At 72.3% G+C, this 17,530-nt stretch carries 14 protein-coding genes; 10 read left to right on the plus strand and 4 right to left on the minus strand.

The features are described 5' to 3' along the window. Positions 1–84: 84 nt before the first annotated feature. Complete coding sequence (locus J5X86_RS18795) at positions 85–2,313, minus strand: molybdopterin oxidoreductase family protein (protein ID WP_208517936.1); 2,229 nt, start codon at positions 2,311–2,313, stop codon at positions 85–87. 133 nt (positions 2,314–2,446) lie between these two features. Beyond that, a complete protein-coding gene (locus J5X86_RS18800) occupies positions 2,447–3,169 on the minus strand; it encodes a TetR/AcrR family transcriptional regulator (protein WP_208517937.1) in 723 nt (240 codons plus the stop codon). A gap of 74 nt (positions 3,170–3,243) precedes the next feature. Here J5X86_RS18800 and hmgA point away from each other — a divergent pair, with 74 nt between their 5' ends. The 3 genes from hmgA (at position 3,244) to J5X86_RS18815 (ending at position 6,828) form a co-directional block, all read left to right on the plus strand. Continuing rightward, positions 3,244–4,593 carry a homogentisate 1,2-dioxygenase gene (gene hmgA / locus J5X86_RS18805; RefSeq protein ID WP_208518034.1) on the plus strand — a complete coding sequence of 450 codons (1,350 nt, stop codon included), beginning with the start codon at positions 3,244–3,246 and terminating at the stop codon, positions 4,591–4,593. 88 nt (positions 4,594–4,681) lie between these two features. Next, positions 4,682–5,431 carry a GntR family transcriptional regulator gene (locus tag J5X86_RS18810; RefSeq protein ID WP_014059608.1) on the plus strand — a complete coding sequence of 250 codons (750 nt, stop codon included), beginning with the start codon at positions 4,682–4,684 and terminating at the stop codon, positions 5,429–5,431. Between the two features lie 188 nt (positions 5,432–5,619). Continuing rightward, positions 5,620–6,828, plus strand: coding sequence for a type ISP restriction/modification enzyme (locus J5X86_RS18815; protein ID WP_208517938.1), 1,209 nt, complete (start codon positions 5,620–5,622; stop codon positions 6,826–6,828). 245 nt (positions 6,829–7,073) lie between these two features. Here J5X86_RS18815 and J5X86_RS18820 read toward each other — a convergent pair whose 3' ends face one another. Beyond that, positions 7,074–7,337: a hypothetical protein gene (locus tag J5X86_RS18820; protein ID WP_093460623.1), complete on the minus strand. Its 264-nt coding sequence runs from the start codon at positions 7,335–7,337 to the stop codon at positions 7,074–7,076. Between the two features lie 222 nt (positions 7,338–7,559). Here J5X86_RS18820 and J5X86_RS18825 point away from each other — a divergent pair, with 222 nt between their 5' ends. From J5X86_RS18825 to J5X86_RS18835, 3 genes are all read left to right on the plus strand, one after another. Continuing rightward, a complete protein-coding gene (locus J5X86_RS18825) occupies positions 7,560–9,074 on the plus strand; it encodes a DUF4331 domain-containing protein (RefSeq protein ID WP_208517939.1) in 1,515 nt (504 codons plus the stop codon). A gap of 152 nt (positions 9,075–9,226) precedes the next feature. Beyond that, complete coding sequence (locus J5X86_RS18830) at positions 9,227–10,588, plus strand: lipopolysaccharide assembly protein LapB (RefSeq protein ID WP_243980732.1); 1,362 nt, start codon at positions 9,227–9,229, stop codon at positions 10,586–10,588. Next, positions 10,585–12,234 (plus strand): sulfite exporter TauE/SafE family protein, encoded by a 1,650-nt coding sequence (locus J5X86_RS18835; protein ID WP_243980734.1) that lies wholly within the window; start codon positions 10,585–10,587, stop codon positions 12,232–12,234. The genes J5X86_RS18830 and J5X86_RS18835 overlap by 4 nt, the downstream gene beginning before the upstream one ends. Positions 12,235–12,327: 93 nt before the next feature. Here the strand turns inward: J5X86_RS18835 and J5X86_RS18840 are convergent, their stop codons facing one another. Continuing rightward, positions 12,328–13,134 (minus strand): SGNH/GDSL hydrolase family protein, encoded by an 807-nt coding sequence (locus J5X86_RS18840; RefSeq protein ID WP_208517940.1) that lies wholly within the window; start codon positions 13,132–13,134, stop codon positions 12,328–12,330. 403 nt (positions 13,135–13,537) lie between these two features. Between J5X86_RS18840 and J5X86_RS18845 the strand changes: the two genes are divergently transcribed. The 4 genes from J5X86_RS18845 (at position 13,538) to J5X86_RS18860 (ending at position 17,456) form a co-directional block, all read left to right on the plus strand. Next, on the plus strand, positions 13,538–13,933 hold the full coding sequence (locus J5X86_RS18845; RefSeq protein WP_208517941.1) for a hypothetical protein: 396 nt from the start codon (positions 13,538–13,540) through the stop codon (positions 13,931–13,933). Between the two features lie 4 nt (positions 13,934–13,937). Continuing rightward, positions 13,938–15,041, plus strand: coding sequence for a GNAT family N-acetyltransferase (locus J5X86_RS18850; RefSeq protein WP_208517942.1), 1,104 nt, complete (start codon positions 13,938–13,940; stop codon positions 15,039–15,041). 367 nt (positions 15,042–15,408) lie between these two features. Next, positions 15,409–16,221 carry a glycosyltransferase family 2 protein gene (locus J5X86_RS18855; RefSeq protein ID WP_014059617.1) on the plus strand — a complete coding sequence of 271 codons (813 nt, stop codon included), beginning with the start codon at positions 15,409–15,411 and terminating at the stop codon, positions 16,219–16,221. After that, complete coding sequence (locus J5X86_RS18860; RefSeq protein WP_243980735.1) at positions 16,218–17,456, plus strand: glycosyltransferase family 2 protein; 1,239 nt, start codon at positions 16,218–16,220, stop codon at positions 17,454–17,456. The genes J5X86_RS18855 and J5X86_RS18860 overlap by 4 nt, the downstream gene beginning before the upstream one ends. Positions 17,457–17,530 lie beyond the last annotated feature (74 nt).

A 17,530-nucleotide genomic window follows, 5' to 3' on the forward strand; every position in this document is an offset into this window, starting at 1 on the left:
TTTTGGCGGTCGAGGTGACGTTAGGTGCGGCAACTTTCCGTTAACAAGGTCTTGACGCGTGAGCAATAAGCGCAAAACCCCAGGTCAGTGCTGTAGCGAGGGCGAAACGTGCACGGGGTGGCCATTGAGCACCGCCGTACCCGAGAGCGGATCCAGCCGTGAGCCGTCGAAGAGCTGGTTGACATTGACCCCGGGGCTGGCCCCGGCCACGGACAGCTGGACGCCGGCCCGGGCGTGACCCCAGCCGTGCGGCAGGCTCACCACTCCGGCCCGTACCGCGTCCGTCACCTCCACCGGCACCTCCAGCTCCCCGCCGTCGCCCTTGATCCGGGCCAGGCCGCCGTCGGCCAGGCCCAGTCGGACGGCGTCCTCGGGGTGCATCTGGAGCGTGCAGCGGTTGGTGCCGCCCATCAGGGCCGGGACGTTGTGCATCCAGCTGTTGTTGGAGCGCAGATGGCGGCGGCCGACCAGCAGCAGCCCCGAGGGCCGGTCGGCCAGCGACCGGCGCAGCCGCTCCACATCGGCGGCCAGCGGCTCCGGGCACAGCTCCACCGTGCCGCTGCGGGTCTTCAGCAGTCCGGGGACGCGCGGGCGCAGCGGCCCCAGGTCGATGCCGTGCGGATGGGCGAGCAGCTTCTCAAGGCTCAGCCCGTCGGGGTCGGCGCCGAACCCGTCGCCGTACGGGCCCAGCCGCAGCATCATGTCCAGCCGACGCTCGGGGCCGTCCACCCCGGTCAGCCGCGCGGCCAGCTCGGCGGGCTCGCGTCCGTACACCGGCGACGCCGGGTCGGCGACCTCCTTGCCGAGGGTCCCCTCGATCGCCATCGCGTCCACCGCCGCCGGATCGGCGCCGCCGTGCCCGCTCACGCACAGCACCAGCCGCGCCAGGATGGCGCTCTCGCTCAGCCGGTCCGCTTCCAGCGGGATCACCGGGCGGGTGTAGCGGACCTGGTTGCGCACGGACAGGCTGTTGAAGGCGTAGTCGAAGTGGGGGCTGCGGCTGGGCGGGGGCGGGGGCAGCACCACATGGGCGTGGCGCGAGGTCTCGTTGAGGTACGGATCGACGCTGACCATGAAGTCGAGCCCGGCCAGCGCCCGGTCGAGGCGGTCGCCGTCCGGTGCGGAGAGCACGGGGTTGGCCGCGAGCGCCAGCACCGCCCGTATCCGCCCCTCGCCCGGGGTCTCGATCTCCTCGGCGAGCGCGACGGTCGGCAGCTCGCCCTTGGCCTCGGGATATCCGCTGACCCGGCTGTGCCAGCGGCCGAGCGCGAACCCCTTCCCCGGCCGCGCCGGGCGCTCCCGCCGGCCCGTGGCGGCGAGCGGGAACATCATGCCGCCGGGCCGGTCAAGCTGTCCGATGAGCACGTTGACCACATCGACCAGCCAGCTCGTGAGCGTGCCGAACTCGACGGTGGTGGAGCCGATCCGCCCGTACACCACGCCCCTGGGCGCGGCGGCCAGCTCACGGGCGAGGGTGCGGATCTCCTCGGCGGGCACATCGCACGCCTCGGCCACCGCCTCCGGCGGGAAGTCCGCGGCCAGCCGCCGCACCTGAGCCACCCCGCTGAGGTGCTCGGCGAGCGGGCCCGGCGCCACCAGGTCCTCGGCGAACAGCACCTGCACCATGGCGAAGAGCAGCAGGGCGTCGGTGCCGGGCCGGATCGCCACATGGCGGTCGGCCATCTTGGCGGTCCGGGTGCGCCGGGGGTCGACCACCACCAGCCGGCCGCCGCGCCGCCGCAGCGCCCGCAGCCGCCCGGGGAAGTCGGGGGCGGTACACAGACTGCCGTTCGAGTCCAGCGGGTTGGCGCCGAGCATCAGCAGATGGTCCGTACGGTCCAGATCGGGTACCGGAATGGCGTTGGCGTCGCCGTACAGCAGCCCGCTGGAGACATGCTTGGGCATCTGGTCGAGGGTGCTGGCGCTGAAGACATTACGGGTGCGCAGCGCGCCGAGCAGAAGCTGCGGATAGAGCCCTCCGGCCACGGTGTGCACATTGGGGTTACCGAGCACGACCCCCACGGCCTGCGGTCCGTGCTCGCCCAGCAGCGGGGCCAGCCCCTCCCGCACGGCGGCGAACGCCTCGTCCCAACTGGTCTCCTCAAGGCGCCCGGCGCGGCGTACGAGGGGGCGCCGCAGCCGGTCGGGGTCGGCGTCGAGCTCGCCGATCGCGGCGCCCTTGGGGCAGATGAAGCCACGGCTGAAGACGTCCTCGCGATCGCCGCGCGCCCCGGTCACCCTCCCCTCGTCGATGGTGAGGGTCAGCCCGCAGGTGGCCTCGCAGAGCGGGCAGATACGCAGGGCAGTGCTCATCGGTCTCTCCCAGGGACGGCGGCGAGGCCGCGATGACGCGCCGGACCCGGTCACCATACCGACTGGTAGGCATGTCGGGGAGGTGTCGACGGGAAGTACCGAGGAGGGGCGGGAAGTGCCGATGGTCCCCGGATCAGTCCAAGACCCGGGCCAGATAGGCGCGCAGCAGCTCCTTCGTCTCCGCCACGATCGCCGGATCGCCCTCCGGGTCCACCCGGAACGCCAGCCGCAGCAGCGCGTCCGCCGTCTCGACCGCGAGCAGGAAGGCCACCCGCAGCCGCTCCTCGGCCGCCTCGTCCCCGGCGGTGTCACCGGCCCCGCCACTGTCACCGGCCCCGCCGGGACCGCCGCTCGCGAGCCGGTCGGCGAGCAGCATCCGCAGCCGGTCGGCGACCAGATGGTTGGGCTGCTGCGGCTGTGCGGTGGCCGGGACCGGATTCCCGAACTCGATGAGCGCGAACCCGGGCGCCCCGCGCTTCATCGCCAGATACTCGTCGACGACGACGTCCATCGCCTCCCGCCAGCCGCCGCCCCCGTCCGGCCCGGAGCCCGGCCCGTTGTCCGACCCGGGCTCCGAGGCGGCCAGCCGCCGGGTGATCCGCGCCGCGTACTCGTCCAGATTGCGGTGGGCCAGCGCCTCGGCCATCGCCCGCTTGTTGGAGAAGAAGCGGTAGACCGAGCCAATGGGGACATTGGCGCGCTCGGCGACGGCCCGGGTGCTCAGCTCTTCGTAGCTGATCTCGTCGAGCAGCTCGGCACAGGCGTCGAGGATCCGGCCGAGGCGCTCGGTGCTGCGGCGCTGGACCGGCTGGCGGCGGAGGGGCGGTATGGGCACGCCCCCATCCTGCCCGATCATTGACGCACCCGGGTTTCGATTCCTATCGTATGACAGAGGAATCCAGCGGTGCGGCGGAGCGGTGGGAGCGCGCGATGGGCGATGGCACGGGCATCGAGCAGGGGATCGAGCAGGCGCGGAAGACGGCCGAAGGGCTGGCGTACGCCTCCGGCTTCGGCAATGAGCACAGCAGCGAGGCCGTGCCCGGCGCACTTCCCATCGGCCGCAACTCCCCCCAGCGCGCCCCTCTCGGGCTCTACGCGGAGCAGCTCAGCGGCACCGCCTTCACCGAGCCGCGCGCCACCAACCGGCGCTCCTGGCTGTACCGCATCCGGCCGTCCGCCGCGCATCCGCCGTTCACCCGGATCGCGGGCGGCGCGCTGCGCGGCGCGCCCTTCACCGAGGCCGTGCCCGACCCCAACCGGCTGCGCTGGGATCCGCTGCCGGAGCCGCCGGAGGGCACCGACTTCCTCAGCGGGCTGTGGACGCTGGGCGGCAACGGCGACGCCACCCAGCGCGCGGGAATGGCCATCCACCTCTACGCCGCCAACGCGCCCATGACCGACCGGGTGTTCAGCGACGCGGACGGCGAGCTGCTGATCGTCCCCGAGCGGGGCGGGCTGCTGCTGCGCACCGAGTTCGGCCTGCTGCGCGCCGGGCCGGGGCATGTCGCGCTGATCCCGCGCGGGGTGCGGTTCCGGGTGGAGCCGCTGGAGCCGTCCGTGCGCGGCTATGTGTGCGAGAACTACGGCCGCCCCTTCACCCTGCCCGACCTCGGCCCGATCGGCGCCAACGGGCTGGCGAACCCCCGCGACTTCCTCGCCCCGGTCGCCGCGTACGAGGACGTGGAGCGCCCGGTGGAGGTGGTCAACAAGTTCTGCGGCAACCTGTGGGCCGCCCGTTACGACCACTCGCCGCTGGATGTGGTCGCCTGGCACGGCAACCATGTGCCGTACGTGTACGACCTGCGCCGGTTCAATGTGCTCGGCACCATCAGCTACGACCACCCGGACCCGTCCATCTTCACGGTGCTCACCTCGCCCTCCGACACCCCCGGGCTCGCGGGCGTGGACTTCGTGGTCTTCGCCCCGCGCTGGCTGGTCGGGGAGGACACCTTCCGGCCGCCGTACTTCCACCGCAATGTGATGAGCGAGTACATGGGGCTGATCGAGGGCGCGTACGACGCGAAGACCGGCGGCGCGGGGGGCTTCGTACCGGGCGGTGGCTCGCTGCACAACATGATGTCCGCACACGGCCCGGACCATGAGACCTTCGAACGGGCGAGCGCGGCCGAGCTGGCGCCGCACCGGCTGGACGACGGGCTGGCCTTCATGTTCGAGACCCGCTGGCCGGTCACGGCCACCCGGCAGGCGCTGGAGGCGGACCATCTCCAGGGGCACTATGACGACGTATGGCAGGGTCTGGAACGCCATTTCCGCCCCTGACCGCCGCCGTTGACGCCGTTGGACGGTGCCGCTGACGCGGTTGACCGCCACCGTGCGGCCGCTGCCGTGACTCGTGACCGGAGACCGCGTGACCACCTTCGCCCCCGACTCCCTCGCCCTCAACCGCAAGTTGCCGCTGTGGTACCAGGTCTCGCAGTCGCTGCGGGCCTCGATACTCGGGCGGGCCCCGCACGATCCGCTCCGGCTGCCGACCGAGGACCGGCTCGCCGAGCACTACGGGGTCAGCGTGCTCACCATGCGGCAGGCGCTCAAGGAGCTGGAGACGGAGGGGCTCATCAGCCGCCACCGCCGCCGCGGCACCTTCATCGAGCCGAGCGCGCGGCGCGCCGCGCCGGTGCGGCTGCTGGGGTCGGTGGACGCGATCGTGGCCCAGCAGTCGGGTGAGCGGACGACGGTGCTGGAGCACGGCCCGGCGCCGGTGCCGGCGGAACTCGCCGAGTACTTCCCCGGCCTGGACGAGACGACCGCCTACCGCCGGCTGCGCCGCGACGGCCACAGCGGTGAGCCCACCAACTGGGCGGAGAACCTGGTCCACCCCGAGCTGGCCGACCGCATCGACCTCGCGGACCTCGCCCGGTGGCCGATGACGAAGGTGCTGCGGGACGCGGTGGGGGTGCGGATCAGCCGGATCACGGACACGGTGGAGGCCCGGCTCGCCGACCCCGAGACCTCCCGCCTGCTGCAGGTCCCGCTGCTCAGCCCGATCCTGCACTACACGGGGGTGACCTACGACGAGAGCGGCCGGGTGGTGGACGTGGCCCGCATCCACTACCGGGGCGACCGTTTCTCCTTCTCGGTCACGGTCGAGGCGGACTAGGTATCGATAGCGGACTAGGTATCGATATACGGCTCCGAATCCAGCCCCTCCGGCCTTCCAGCCCCTCCGGCGATTGAGGAGCGGGGCCCAGGGGCGGAGCCCCTGGCAACGCACTCCAGCCCCTCCGGCGTTTGAGGAGCAGGGTCCGGGGGCGGAGCCCCGGCGAGGGCCGGGGCGGCATCGATACCATGCCGGGCGTGGGAGAACGTGAGGCGCCGCCGCTGGGGGATCTGATGCCGTGGGCCGTGGGGCCGCTGCGGCTCGGGCGGGCGTGGGTCATGGCACCGGACGCGGCCTCGCTCGGGGCGCGCTGGGAGCGGCTGACCCGGGCCGAGGACGAGGCGGCGCGGGCCGCGCTGTTCCGGCCGACCCGCGCCCGTACGCTGCACAGCTCCGTACCGCAACTGCCCGGCCAGGCCACCTCCACCGCCCGGCTGGCGCGCGAGGACGGGCCGTGTCCCGAGCCGGTGCGGATCGCGCACGGGCCCTTCGACCAGCTCTGGCTGATACCGGATCACCGGCTGATCGACGCCGCCCGCCCCGAGCTGTGGCGGGTGGCGGACGACCGGCAGATCCATGTCATCGAGGCCGCCGGACCGGACCCGGACCCGGTGCTCGGCTTCTCCGCGCTGCTGCCGGACGGCCACTCCCCCGCGGGCCGCCCCGGCCGTATCCGTCCGCTCTACCGCCGCCCCGGCGGGCAGGAGCCCAATCTCGCTCCGGGGCTGCTGGACCACCTCGCCACGCGGCTCGGCCGCCCGGTGGCCGCCGAAGACTTGCTGGCGTGGACCGCCGCCACGGCGCGCGGCGCCCCGTGCGCCGTACCCCTGACCGCCGACCCCGAGGTGTGGGAGTCGGGCGTGGAGCTGGGCCGCCGTGCGCTGTGGCTCCATACGCGCGGGGCGCACAGTGGTGAACGCCCGCGCATGCCGGGTGGCCAGCGCCCCTACGTTCGTGCCGCGCTTCCGTCGAGCGGGCTACCGGACTCCCTGGGCTTCGACCCGGACGAGGAGGCCCTGCTGCTGGGCGAGGGCCGTATCTCGCCGGTGCCACGGGCGGCATGGGAGTTCCAGGCGGGCGGGGTGCGGGTGCTGGAGACGTGGTTCGAGCAGCGCACCGCCCCACGGGAGCCGGGCACGCTGGAGGCGATCGGCCCGGCGGGCTGGCCGCCCGCGTGGACCTCGGAGCTGCTGGAGCTGATCACCGTGCTGGCGCTGCTCGCCGAGCTGCGCCCGGAGCTGCGGGCGCTCGCCGACCGGCTGGCGGACGGCACGCTCATCGACGCGGCGGAGCTGCGGGAGGCGGGGGTACTGCCGGTGCCCGGAACGGCCCGGCGCCCGGCTTCCGTGCTGGACCACCATGAGGAGGGCCCGGAGGGGCAGTTCGCCCTCCTCTGAGCCCGCCTGCCTGACCTGGGTCCGGCTGCTCTCGGGCCGCCTCTCCTTCTAAATACAGTAGGCGCGCCCGTCTCCGGGCGCGCCTACCACTGGCAACGGCCGTGCGGCCGGCCTGGCCTCTCGTCGGCATCCCACAGCGACAGCGGCGTGGGGTGGACCACAGCACGGACTCACCGGCTGGAGCGAACCGGTTGACCCCGTGCCTGCCCGGGATGACGAACGAAGACGCCTACGGGCCGGCCGGGTCAGCCGTGGTTGCCGAACAACGTGCGGCGCAACCGGCGCAGCGGCGCGAACAGCGACACCCGCGCACCCCGGCTGTTCTTCGCGCGCGTGTGATCGCGTGCGATCAGCTCCTGCATCAGCACCGTCGCGCCCTCCGCCTCCCGCTGGGGGACGGCAGGGCCGCCCATCACCGCGAGATGGCGCTCGAGCCGCGCGCTGGACGCACCGCTTCCGCAATTGATCGCAGGCACTCGTGGCCTGCTCCGTACCGTTATCTGCTCCATGACACTCCCCACCCGTACGAGGGCACCCGCCCCGGGCAGAGTAACCCTACCTCCCCGAGCCGTCACCCACGCATCCCAGGTTCCGGATTCACCACCGCGTCAAGGGTGTTGACGATACCTATCACGCGCAAACAAATTCCCGGGCCGACCAATCCATCCGTTCGCCAGGCCCGAATAGCCGCTTGAAGGACTGCTCCGACAAGCGTGCGAAGGACCTACAGGATGACCGCAATCACCAAGAGCTTGGCCGCGCTGGTCAGCTGCGCACTGGCCGCCGGCGGGCTCACTGCCGCCGGTGTGGCCGTGCTGCAGCCCGGGACGGCGCAGGCTTCGAGCCACCGCGAGGCGCCGCTGATCTCCGGTCAGCCGCAGTACGACGCCACGGACGTCTACGCGTTCGTCAGCCCCGACAAGCCGGACACGACCACCATGGTCGTCAACGTGCTCCCGTTCCAGGACCCGGCGGGCGGCCCCAACTTCTACAAGTTCGCCCATGACGCCCGCTACGACCTGCACGTCGACAACAACGGCGACGGCCAGGGCGATCTGCTGTTCCGGTGGACCTTCAAGGACCACCTCAAGAACGGCGACACGTTCCTCTACAACACCGGCCCGGTGAACTCCCTCGAGGACGCGACCCTCAACTTCACCCAGACATACGACCTCGAAGTCATCAAGCTGAAGCATCAGAAGGCCGTCGCCCGCGCCAAGCTCGGCAGCGATCTGCCGGTCGCCCCGTCGAACGTCGGCAAGGCGTCCATGCCCGACTACCAGAAGCTCCGCGACCAGGCGGTGCAGAAGATCGGCTACAGCGGGGGCTCGACGGCCTTCGCCGGCCAGTCCGACGACCCGTTCTTCCTCGATCTGCGCGTCTTCGACCTGCTGTACGGCGGCGACATGTCCGAGGTCGGCAATGACACCCTCAAGGGCTACAACGTCCAGTCGATGTCCCTCCAGGTGCCGACGTCGGCGCTGACCGAGTCCAAGGACCAGCCGGTGATCGGCGTATGGGCCACCACCCACCGCCAGACCGCCAACGGCGACTGGACACAGGTCTCCCGGCTCGGCAGCCCGCTGGTCAACGAGGTGGTCATCCCGCGCAAGGACAAGGACAAGTTCAACGCCTCCGCGCCGTGGGACGACGGGCAGTTCCTGAAGTTCGTCCAGGAGCCCGAACTCCCCAAGCTGGTCGAGCAGATCTACAAGATCAAGGCGCCGGACACCCCGCGCGACGACCTGGTGCAGGCGTTCCTCACCGGTGTGCCCAAGCTCAACCAGCCGCCGAACGTCCGCCCCGCCGAGGAGCTCCGGCTCAACACCTCCATCCCGCCCACGGGCAGCCCCAAGCGGCTGGGCGTCCTGGACGGTGACAACGCGGGCTTCCCCAACGGCCGCAGGCTCTCCGACGACGTCCTGGACATCGCGCTGCAGGCCATGGAGGGCGAGCTGCTCGGCAAGAAGAACGACCTGGGCGACGCGGTGGACGAGAACGACCAGAAGTTCGGCGGCTCCTTCCCGTATCTGGCGCTGCCCAGCTCCGGTTCGGACGCCAAGGCCGTCTCGAAGAGCGCCGGGCAGTCGCTGCTGAACGGCGGTTCGGGCATCGGCTCCTCCTCCGACGACAACATGGTGCTGGCCGGGTCCGCGGCGGCCGGTGGCGGGGCCGTGCTGCTGCTGGGCCTCGGATTCCTCTGGATGCGGTCACGCCGGCGGGCTCCCCGCATGCGCCGGCACTGAACCACGGGCGCCCTCGGGCCCGTATCACCGGGCGCGGCCCCGCCGACACCCGCGCGGCGGCCGCGCCCACGCCCCGCCCCTTCCGTTCGCCCGTCCCTTCCGTCCGCCCGTCCCACCGCGCGTTCGTGCTCATGCGAAAGGCAGCTGTCACCATGGCTCTTCGGCCATTCCTCCCCCATACGGCCCGGACCGCGGCCGTGGTGTTCGCGCTCGCCGCCGGGCTGACCGCCACCTCGGTCGTGATCGGCGCCTCGGACGGGTCGGGCGGGTCCGGCGGCGGGCAGGACGCCGCCCGCGGGGTGCGCCCGGCCGCCGCGCGCTACGAGCAGCTCAGCGGCGACGGCCTCGCCCGGCAGATCGGCGCCATGCAGACCCATCTGCGCAGCGAGCCGAAGGACGCGGAGAGCTGGGCCGGTCTCGGCTCGGCCTATGTCGAGCAGGCCAGGACCAGCGGCGACCCCACCCGCTATCCGCAGGCGGAGAAGGCGTTCGCCCGGTCCCTGTCCCTCCAGCCGCGCGACAACGACGTGGCGCTCGCCGGGCGCGCCTCGCTCGCCGCCGCCCGCCATGACTTCCGGGGCGCGCTGCGCGACGCCGACCAGGCCCTGAAGGTGAACTCCTACAGCCAGGGGGCGCTGGCCGTCCGGGTGGACGCCCTCGTCGAGCTGGGCCGCTACCAGGACGCGTACAAGGCCGCCAAGAAGGCCGACTCGCTGCGCCCCGGCATCCCCGTCTTCACCCGCCTCGGCTACGTCCTCGAACTGCGCGGCGACCCGGCCGGTGCGCGCCGGGTGCTGCTGCGCGCACAGGACTCCGCGACCTCGCCCAGCGATATCGCCTACGTCTCGACGGCGCTCGGCCAACTCGCCTGGAACCAGGGCGAGTACGACACCGCGCGGCGCGCCTACTCCACCGCGCTGCGCGCCGTTCCCGGCTATCTCCCGGCGCTGGAGGGGCGCGGCCGCACCTCGGTCGCGGACGGCCGTCAGAAGGCGGGGATCCGCGATCTGGAGGCGGTCGTACGGCGCTATCCGCTGCCCGCGGAGCTCGCGGCGCTGGGCGAGGCGTACGAGGCGCGGGGCGACCGCTCCCTGGCGCGCCGGCAGTACTCGGTGGTCGGCACCTGGATCACGCTCGCGCGGGCCAACGGTGTGGCGACCGACCTGGACAGCGCGCTGGTGGCGGCCGACCACGGCGAGGTGAAGGAGGCGCTGAAGGCGGCCCGAGCCGAGTGGGACCGGCGGCGGACGGTGCACACGGCCGATGCGCTGGCGTGGGCCCTGCACCGCAACGGCGAGGACGACAAGGCCCTGGAGTACGCCGAGCGCGCCGCCGGGCCCGGCTACCGCAACGCGGCGTTCCTCTACCACCGGGGCGTCATCGAGAAGTCCCTCGGCGACGACAAGTCGGCGCGCCGCCACCTGGAGGCCGCGCTCGACCTCAACCCGGGCTTCTCCCCGACCGGCGCGCGGGCGGCGAAGGCGGCGCTGAAGGCGCTGGGGGGTGCCCGATGACCTTTCCGCACCCCGCCCCGTCCCGAGCGGCCTCCCGCCCCCGAACCCCCGTCGGCGACACCCGGGGCACGCCCCCGAAGCGGCGCGCCCGTTGGCGGCTGACGGCCGCTGGTGTGCTGATGGCGGCCGTCGCGCTGGTGGTGCTCCCCACCGGGAGCGCCGAGGCGCACCCGCTCGGCAACTTCACCGTCAACCGTTACGACGGGCTGGTGGTCACCCCCGGGACGCTGCGGGTCGACCATGTCGAGGACCTCGCCGAGATCCCGTCCGCGCAGGCGAAGCCGGAGATCGACCGCGACGGCGACGACACGCTGTCCGGGCGGGAGTTGGGCGCGTGGGCGGCGCGGCGGTGCGCGAGCGCGGCGGAGGGGGCGCGGCTGACCGTCGACGGGCGCCAGGTGCCCGTACGCGACGGGCGCGCCCAGGCGCGCCGGCGCCCCGGCCAGGCCGGGCTGCCGACGCTGCGGGTGGAGTGCGGACTGACGGCCGCGCTGGGGCACGGCGAACGGGCGACGGTCGCGTATCGCCCGCGGGACATCGGTACGGGTCCCGGCTGGCGGGAGGTGACGGCGCAGGGCGACCGTATGACGCTCACCGACGCCGACGTCCCCAAGACCTCGGCCTCCCACCGGCTGACCCGCTATCCGGCGGGACAGCTCTCCTCGCCGCCCGATCAGCGGTCGGCCGCGCTGAGCGTCACGGCGGGCGGCCCCGCGCTCGCCGCCACGGCACAGTCCGGCCGGGACGACGCGATCGGCTCGTCGGTGCTGCCGCGCGGTGTGGACCGCTGGACACAGGCGCTCACCTCCATGGTGGCGCGCCATGACATCACCCTCGGCTTCGCCCTTACCGCCTTCGCCACCGCCGTACTGCTGGGCGCGATGCACGCCCTGGCCCCCGGCCACGGCAAGACGATGATGGCGGCGGCCGCCGCGGCGGGCGGGCGCAGCGCGCTGCGCGATGTGCTGGCGCTGGGCGCGTCGGTGACGGTCACGCACACCTTGGGGGTATTCGCGCTGGGGCTGCTGGTCACGGCGGGTTCGGCGGCGGCCCCATCGGTGATCTCATGGTTGGGCATCGCGAGCGGCGTGCTGGTGGCGGTGGCCGGGGCGGGGCTGCTCCGCAAGGCGCTGCGCCGCCACCGGCAGGCGCGCGCCCATCACCACGGCCACGATCACGGCCATGACCACACGCACGGCCATGCACACGACCACGAGCATGACCACGCACACGGCCACGCGCATACGCACACGCACGACCACGGCGACGGTCACACCCACACCCATGAGGTGCGGCCCACTCTCCGCGGCACGCTGCTGCTCGGCTTCGCCGGGGGCATGGTGCCCAGCCCCTCCGCCGTCATCGTGCTCGTCGGCGCGGCCGCGCTGGGCCAAGCGTGGTTCGGCTTCGTCCTGGTGGTGGCGTACGGGCTCGGGCTGGCGCTGACGCTCACGCTGGCCGGGTTCGCCGCGGTCCGCCTGGGCGTGCGGGCCACAGAGCGGCTGGCGGCCCGTAAGGCGTCGGGGAGCCGGATCGACCGGCTGCTGGGGGCGGTGCGCCGCGCCTCGCCCGTCGGAACCGCCGCCGTGGTGCTCGCGCTGGGGTGTGGACTGGTGCTGAGGGGGGCGGCAACCACGCTCGGATGAGGTGGACCCGGGCCGAGTCGCCCGGTGACCACGGCCTGCGAGGAGGCCCCGACAGTCGGGGCCTCCTCTTCTGCGTGTGGTGGCGGGCGTCCGTCAGGCGGCGGAGCTGAAGACCGGGAGGTAGCCACCGGACTGGCCGGCGGGGGTGGGGTGGTAGGACTCCTCGACGGGGAAGGTGACGCTGTTCAGCCAGGCGTCGCCGGAGCAGATCTCATGTCCGGTGAACGTCGCGGTGACGTCGCCGAAGCTGAAGCCGTGGTCGGCGGCGCGCTTGGCGGTGACGGAGTTGAGCAGATCGGCGCCGCCGTTGATCGCGGCGCGCTCGGCCTCGCTGAGGCCCACGATGCAGGAGCCGCTGAGCTTGTAGAACCGCGGGTAGCCGAGGACGACGACATGCGCGGAGGGGGCCTTGGCGCTGATGGCGTTGTAGACCTGGTCCAGCTTGCCGGGCAGGGTGTTCTGGACGAACGTCTTGGCGCTGTTGACCGCGTTGATGCAGGTGGACTCGGACTGCAGCACGCAGGTCATCATGATGTCGGCGAAGCCGGCGTCGTTGCCGCCGATGGAGATGGAGACGAGACCGGTGCCGGAGCCCAGCGGACCGAGCTGGTTGTTCAGCACATCGCCGGTCTTGGCGCCGGAGCAGGCGGTGAAGTTGAAGCTCGAGGGGGCGTGCGCGGCGGCCCAGAGCGCGGGGTACGCCTTGCTGCTGCGCTTACAGCTCCCGCTGGAGCTGTCGTAGCTGCCCGAGCCGAGCCCGGATGAGTAGGAGTCGCCCAGCGCCACATAGGCGGGGCCCGCGCTGTTCTCGGTGGCATGGGCTGCGCCGGCCCCGGTGAGGGCGAGGACGGCACCGACGACGAACGCACCCATCGTCGCCGTGAGTCTGGACAGTTTCATTCGATCTCCCTAGCAGGATCACTGCTGTGCCGATATGAGGCGCGATAGCCCGAAAAAGGGCAATCGCGTTCGAAACCGTCAGTCACGCCGCCAGGGATCGATTTCAGCGGTGTGACATGGATATGTCATCCCGCGAAAACGGCCTATCTATGCGGGTAGTTGGCAAAAATCTTTCGATCCAGGGCCGATACGTCCATAGGTCGGACGGAATACGGATGAGTCACCACGCCCCGCCCCAACTCCCCCGGCGCACGACCGGCGCACAGGGCGCGACCAGCCCTGATGGGCACTCAACCCCTGCGCCCGCCATGGACCGTTCGCACACTTTCTCCGTCTTGACGGCATCCGTCGACTGCGCGACATTGAAGCCCGGCATCCGGCGCTTCGGGGGGCAAAGACGCCAATGCATACCATCACTGACAAGAGACCGGCGGGTGGGGATTCGCTGCCGGTGATCGCGGGCGCCGCGGTCGGCATCGCGGCCATCGGCGCGGCACTCGCGCTGGCCGACGTCCACTCACCGCTGCGGGCGCCGTTCACGCTGTTCTTCCTGCTCGCCGCGCCCGCGCTGGCCATCGGCAGCGCTCTGCGCGGGCTGGACGCGCTGATCCGCCCGGTGCTGGCGGTGGCAGGCGCGCTCGCGCTGGATCTGCTGGTGGCGCAGGCGATGCTCGCGCTGCGGCTGTGGTCGGCGCGCGGCGGGGTGGCGGCGGTCGGGGCCCTGAGCCTGCTGATCCTGGTGGCGGCACTGCTCACCCGCCTCACCCGGCGACGACGTATGACCCAGAGTCAGGAATAGATACGTGGAGATCGGTGTGTACCGCCCGGGGGAGCTGACGGCGGCCGACCGGGCGGTGTGGACGGCCATGCAGTCACAGGCGCATCTGCTGGGCGCGCCGGAGCTGGCGAACCCCTTTCTGTCACCGGAGTTCACGCTGGCCGTCGGCCACTGCAGACGCGGGGTGCGGATCGCGGTGGTCCGCGAGGAGGGGGAGCCGGTGGCCTTCTTCCCTTTTCAGCGGACCCGGCTCGGGGTGGGGCGGGCGATCGGTCTCGGCCTTTCGGACGCCCAGGGTCTGGTGCACCGGCCGGGGTTCCAGTGGGACGCCCGGGAGCTGCTGCGCGCATGCTCCCTGGCCGTCTGGGAGTTCGACCATCTGGTGGAGGGGCAGAAGCCGTTCGCGGTGGGGGCCCGTGGCTCCTTCCCCTCCCCCGTGATCGATGTGGAGCGGGGCTATGAGGCGTATCTGGCCCGGCTGCGCGACCGGTCGCCGAGGTTCACCCGCACCACGCTGGCCAAGGAGCGCAAGCTGGGCCGGGACGTGGGCGAGGTGCGCTATGTGCACGACGAGCGCGATCCGGCGGTGCTGCGCACCCTGATCGGCTGGAAGTCCGCGCAGTACCGCAGGACCGGGCGCAGCGACCGGTTCGCCCGGCCGTGGATCATCCGGCTGGTGGAGCAGCTCTTCCACACCCGCGGCGCCTCCTGCCAGGGGCTGCTGTCGGTGCTGTACGCGGGCGGCCGGCCGGTCGCCGCGCACTTCGGGCTGTGCTCGGAGCGGGTGCTCGCCTGCTGGTTTCCGGCCTACGACCCGGCATACGCCAAATACTCGCCCGGACTTGTGCTGCATCTGCGCATGGCGGAAGGGGCCGCCGCGCAGGGTGTGGACTATCTCGATCTCGGGCGCGGCGAGAAGGAATACAAGGACTCCCTGAAAACACGCGATCTCAGCGTGTCGGAGGGATGGGTGACGCGCCGCCATCCAGTGGCGCTCGGTCACCGGGCACGGCGCGCCCCGGTGCGCGCACTGCGCAATACCGTGGTTTCCCGGCCGGAGCTCTTCGGGCCGGCCGACCGGGTGCTCAAAAGCATGGGCAGCCTTCGGAAAAGGAACCCACAAGACTGACGAACAAAATTACCAAGGGGGGTGTAGCCGCAACCGGCTTGCCATACAGTTTGCGACGTCAATACCGTCGTACTTCCACCCGTGTCGGGACCATCATTACAGGCGGCTCCAGGGGAGGGGCTTCATAGCGTCGCGATGGTTCTCGGGGCGGGAAACGCGGTAGGGGGGTGCCGCGTCCGGCTGTCCTGATCCTTTTGGGATGCGCCGTGCACGCGGGCCGCGAGGCCAGTAACACCAGCCAGCTTGCCTTGCCTTGGCCGGCAGTCCATGCCGTCATGCGCGGGCGAGAACCCCCCTTTCGAACCGGATACACCAAAGGACCGTCCGTGGGGCGGACGGTCCACCGGACGAGAGGGAAAACAGACTCATGAGCTCCTTTGTGCGCCCGGCCGCGCCGGAAATCGATCCGGCGGCCCGTACACATCCGTACCGCCCGGTGTCCTCTCATCTCGCGATTGCGCCACCGGTGAGCGTCGTGATTCCGGCGATGAACGAGGCCGAGAATCTTCCGTACGTTTTCAAAACCCTGCCCGACTGGATCCATGAAGTGGTCCTGGTCGACGGCAATTCCACCGACGACACGGTCCGGGTGGCCCGGGAACTGTGGCCCGAGGTGAAAGTCGTGTCGCAGTCCGGCAAAGGAAAGGGGGACGCGCTCAGCGCCGGATTCGCCGCCTGCACCGGCGACATCGTGGTGATGATCGACGCCGATGGATCCGCCGATGGATCGGAGATCGTCAGCTATGTGTCGGCGCTGGTCTCGGGCGCCGACTTCGCCAAGGGTTCGCGCTTCGCCAACGGCGGCGGCACGGACGACATGACGACGATCCGCAGGCTCGGCAATCGCGCGCTCACCTCGATCGTCAACCGCAAGTTCGGCGCCCGTTACACCGATCTCTGCTACGGCTACAACGCCTTCTGGCGCCACTGCCTCGACGAGATCGCGCTGGACTGCGCCGGGTTCGAGGTGGAGACGCTGATGAACATCCGGGTGGTCAAGGCCGGGCTGCGGGTCCAGGAGATCCCCAGCCATGAGTACGAGCGCATCCACGGCGCCAGCAATCTGCGGGCCGTCCGCGACGGGCTGCGGGTGCTGAAGGTGATCCTGCGCGAGCGCGGCGCCCGGCGCCCGCGCCGCCCCGCGGTGGCGCCCGCGGCGGTCCGGGGGGAGGCGTCTTGACGGTTCGCCCGGCTCCGGGGCCGCTGGTGCGGATCTCCGTGGTGATCTGCGTCTACACCGAGGACCGCTGGGGCGACATCCTCGCCGCGGTGGACTCGGTGCGGGCCCAGTCGCTGCCCGCACACGAGACGCTCCTGGTGGTGGACCACAACGCCGGCCTGCTGCGGCGGCTGACGGACCACTACGGGGACGGCGGGGCGGGCCCGGATCCCGAAACGGCGGCGGATACGGGTCAGGGGGTGCGGGTGCTCGCCAACGCGGGCCCCCGCGGCCTGTCCTCCGGCCGTAACACCGGGATCGCGGCCTCGCACGGCGAGGTGATCGCCTTCCTCGACGACGACGCGGTCGCCGAACGGGACTGGCTGCACCACTTCGCCGCCGCGTACACCGATCCACGGGTCATGGCGGTCGGCGGGCGCACCGTCCCGGTGTGGGCGTCGCGCCGCCGCCCGGTCTGGTTCCCCGAGGAGTTCGACTGGGTGGTGGGCTGCACCTACCGGGGGCTGCCGCCGGGTCGGGTGCGGGTGCGCAACGTCCTGGGCGGGAACGCCTCGTTCCGCAGGGAGGCGTTCGACGCCGCCGGGGGCTTCGCGAGCGGTATCGGCAGGGACGGCGACAAGCGGCCGCTGGGCTGCGAGGAGACCGAGCTGTGCATCCGGCTGGCCCGCGCCCGGCCGGACGCGCTGCTGCTGATCGACGACCGCGCGGTGATCCACCACAAGGTGCCCGCCGCCCGGGAGCGCTTCGCCTACTTCCGGTCGCGGGCGTACGCCGAGGGCCTCTCCAAGGCCCTGGTGACACGCAGCGTGGGCGCCCAGGCGGGCCTTTCGACCGAGCGCCGCTACACCACCCGGGTGCTGCCCGCGGGCATCGCCCGCGGGCTGCGGGACGCGCTGCTCGGCCGGGCGGGCGGCGCCGGGCGGGCGGGCGCGATCGTGGCGGGCGTCGCGGCGGCGGCGGGCGGCTATGCGGTGGGCACCGCCCGCGCCCGCCGCGGCGGCCCCCGCTTCAGCATCGCCACCCTCCCGGAACGGCCACCTCCGCCCGGCGGACAGCCGGACGAGGGCCGCGAGGCGGAACGGGGCCGCGAAGCGGGGCAAGGCCGTGCGGCGGAGCAGGAGTCGCGACGGGACCGCGAGGCGGGGCAAGACGGCGGGACGGGACGGGGCCGCGAGGCCGGACCGGGCCCCGAGGCCGGACCGGGCCGCGAGGCGAGACGGGAGGGGGCGGCATGAGCGGCGCGAACCCAGGCCCGGCGCCGAACACAAACCCCGGCCCGGTGCCGAACGCGAAGCCCGGCCCGGTGCCG

This window comes from Streptomyces sp. NEAU-YJ-81, from assembly GCF_017592595.1.
Lineage (GTDB): Bacteria > Actinomycetota > Actinomycetes > Streptomycetales > Streptomycetaceae > Streptomyces > Streptomyces hygroscopicus_B.

Bases quoted from the DNA above. Each gene is read 5' to 3' on its own strand.
- J5X86_RS18815 (WP_208517938.1), top strand. From the start codon at position 5,620: ATGCCGGGCGTGGGAGAACGTGAGGCGCCGCCGCTGGGGGATCTGATG.
- J5X86_RS18845 (WP_208517941.1), top strand. From the start codon at position 13,538: ATGCATACCATCACTGACAAGAGACCGGCGGGTGGGGATTCGCTGCCG.
- J5X86_RS18825 (WP_208517939.1), top strand. From the start codon at position 7,560: ATGACCGCAATCACCAAGAGCTTGGCCGCGCTGGTCAGCTGCGCACTG.
- J5X86_RS18835 (WP_243980734.1), top strand. From the start codon at position 10,585: ATGACCTTTCCGCACCCCGCCCCGTCCCGAGCGGCCTCCCGCCCCCGA.
- J5X86_RS18855 (WP_014059617.1), top strand. From the start codon at position 15,409: ATGAGCTCCTTTGTGCGCCCGGCCGCGCCGGAAATCGATCCGGCGGCC.
- J5X86_RS18820 (WP_093460623.1), bottom strand. From the start codon at position 7,337: ATGGAGCAGATAACGGTACGGAGCAGGCCACGAGTGCCTGCGATCAAT.
- J5X86_RS18795 (WP_208517936.1), bottom strand. From the start codon at position 2,313: ATGAGCACTGCCCTGCGTATCTGCCCGCTCTGCGAGGCCACCTGCGGG.
- J5X86_RS18830 (WP_243980732.1), top strand. From the start codon at position 9,227: ATGGCTCTTCGGCCATTCCTCCCCCATACGGCCCGGACCGCGGCCGTG.
- hmgA (WP_208518034.1), top strand. From the start codon at position 3,244: ATGGGCGATGGCACGGGCATCGAGCAGGGGATCGAGCAGGCGCGGAAG.
- J5X86_RS18800 (WP_208517937.1), bottom strand. From the start codon at position 3,169: ATGATCGGGCAGGATGGGGGCGTGCCCATACCGCCCCTCCGCCGCCAG.
- J5X86_RS18840 (WP_208517940.1), bottom strand. From the start codon at position 13,134: ATGAAACTGTCCAGACTCACGGCGACGATGGGTGCGTTCGTCGTCGGT.